At 74.5% G+C, this 2411-nt stretch carries 2 protein-coding genes; both read right to left on the reverse strand.

The window, feature by feature from the left end; translation table 11 throughout:
• Positions 1–1637, reverse strand: a 1637-nt coding sequence (locus tag FF36_RS30960) for a type I polyketide synthase (RefSeq protein ID WP_044888760.1), incomplete at its 3' end; no start/stop codon positions are given.
• A gap of 35 nt (positions 1638–1672) precedes the next feature.
• Positions 1673–2411 (reverse strand): phosphopantetheine-binding protein (locus FF36_RS41630; RefSeq protein ID WP_242423004.1); only part of this gene is annotated, 739 nt, incomplete at its 5' end.

The following is a 2411-nucleotide window of genomic DNA, read 5'->3' on the forward strand; positions in this document are numbered from 1 at the left end:
TTGACGTCGGCGGAGTCGGCGGCGCGCAGGTGGGTGGCCAGGCGGCGGGCCTGGTCGCGTAGCGCCTCGGGGCTGCGCGCGGACAACGGCACCAGCACCGGCAGCGCTTCCCGTCCCGCCGCCGCATCGTCCTGCGCGTCGGCGCTGTCTTTCCGCCCGTCGGCGCTGTCTTTCCGCCCGACGGCGTTGCCTTCCTGCGCGTCGGCGTTGCCTTCCTGGCCGTCGGCGTTCCCTTCGGTCGCGCCGTCGTCCGCCGGGGCCTGTTCGATGATGACGTGGGCGTTGGTGCCGCTGACGCCGAACGCCGACACCCCGGCCCGGCGGGGGGCGCCGGTCTCGGGCCAGGAGCGGGCCTCGGTGAGCAGCTCGACCGCTCCCGTCGACCAGTTCACCTGCGTGGACGGCGCGTCGACGTGCAGGGTGCGGGGCAGTAGGCCGTGCTGGAGGGCGAGGACGGTCTTGATGACACCGGCAGCGCCGGCGGCGGCCTGGGTGTGGCCGATGTTGGACTTGAGGCTGCCGAGCCAGAGCGGTCGGTCGGTGGGGCGATTCTGGCCGTAGGTGGCGAGGATGGCCTGGGCCTCGATGGGGTCGCCGAGCGGGGTGCCGGTGCCGTGAGCCTCGACGGCGTCGACGTCGGCGGCGGAGAGGCGGGCGCTGGCCAGCGCGGCGCGGATGACCCGTTGCTGGGACGGGCCGTTCGGCGCGGTCAGACCGTTGCTGGCGCCGTCGGAGTTCACCGCGCTGCCCCGCACCACGGCCAGGACGGGGTGGTTGTTGCGGCGGGCGTCGGAGAGGCGTTCCAGGAGCAGGATGCCGACCCCCTCGGCCCAGCCCGTGCCGTCGGCGGCGTCGGCGAACGCCTTGCACCGGCCGTCGGGTGACAGCCCGCGCTGGCGGGAGAACTCGATGAACGCCGCCGGCGACGACATCACCGCGACCCCGCCGGCCAGCGCCAGGTCGGCCTCGCCGCCCCGCAGCGCCTGGCTGGCCAGGTGCAGGGCGACCAGGGACGACGAGCAGGCCGTGTCGACGGTGACCGACGGTCCCTCGAAGCCGAACGTGTAGGAGATCCGCCCGGACAGCACGCTGCCGAGCGTCCCCAGGCCGATGTACGCCTCCAGCTCGTCGGGTATCTCGTGCAGGCGGGCCGCGTAGTCCTGCCCGGCGATCCCGGCGAACACCGCGGTCCGGCTGCCCCGCAGCGTCGTCGGGTCGATGCCCGCCCGTTCGAACGCCTCCCACGCCGTCTCCAGCAGCAGCCGTTGCTGGGGGTCGGTGGCGAGGGCTTCGCGGGGGGAGATGCCGAAGAACTCGGCGTCGAAGTCGGCGGCGTCGTGCAGGAAGCCGCCGTGGCGGGTGTAGGACTTGCCCGCCGCGTCCGGGTCGGGGTCGAACAGCTCCTCGACGTTCCAGTCCCGGTCCGTCGGGAACTCGCTGATCGCGTCCCGGCCGTCGGCGACCAGCTCCCACAGTCCCTCCGGCGTGGTGACCCCGCCCGGCAGCCGGCAGGCCATGCCCACGATCGCGATCGGTTCCCGGCGGCTCGACTCGACCTCCCGCAGGCGCTTCTGCGCCGTCCGGGCGTCGCTGACCGCGCGCTTGAGGTACTCGCGGAGCTTGGCGTCATTGGACATGGTCGGTGGCTCCCTCAGGATGAACTGCGACGGGGTCAGGAGGACTCGACGTTGTCGTCCAGCAGGGCGAACAACTCGTCGTCGGTGGCGGAGTCGAGGTCGATCTCGTCGTCGGCCGGGTCCGCGGGGACGACGTCCGCCCACCGGGCGACCAGCGCCCGCAGCCGGGTGACCGCCTCGGCGGTGTCGGCGTTGTCGCCGCCGGTCGCCTCCAGCACCGCCTCCAACCGGTCCAGGACGCGCAGCGGCGAGGAGGTGTCCGTGGTCCCGGCGGAGCCCAGCTCGCCCGCCAGGAAGTCGGCGATCGCCACGGGGGTCGGATAGTCGAACACGAGCGTGGCCGGCAGGGTGAGCCCGGTCGCCGCGTTCAGTCGGTTGCGCAGGTCGACGGCGGTCAGCGAGGTGAGGCCCAGCTCGCGGAACGCCCGGGTGGCCCCGACCGTTGCCGGGCTGTCGTGGCCGAGGACCACCGCCGCCTCCGCGCGAACCAGGTTCAGCAGCAGCTCGTCGCGCTCGCTCGGGGCGAGGGCGGCGAACCGCTCGGCCAGGCTCGGTCCGCTCGGGGCCGCGGACAGCCCGGCCAGCGCGCCGTCGCTGCCCGGCCCGTCGGCGACGAGCTCGCCGTCGACGAGCCGGACCGGGGTGGGATCCAGCCAGTAGCGCCGCCGCTGGAACGCGTACGTCGGCAGGCTCACCCACCGCCGGCGCCGCTCCGAGCCGTCCACGGTGCTGGGGCCGTCCACGGTGCTGGGGCCGTCCACGGTGCTGGGGCCG

Source organism: Frankia torreyi (genome assembly GCF_000948395.1).
Lineage (GTDB): Bacteria > Actinomycetota > Actinomycetes > Frankiales > Frankiaceae > Frankia > Frankia torreyi.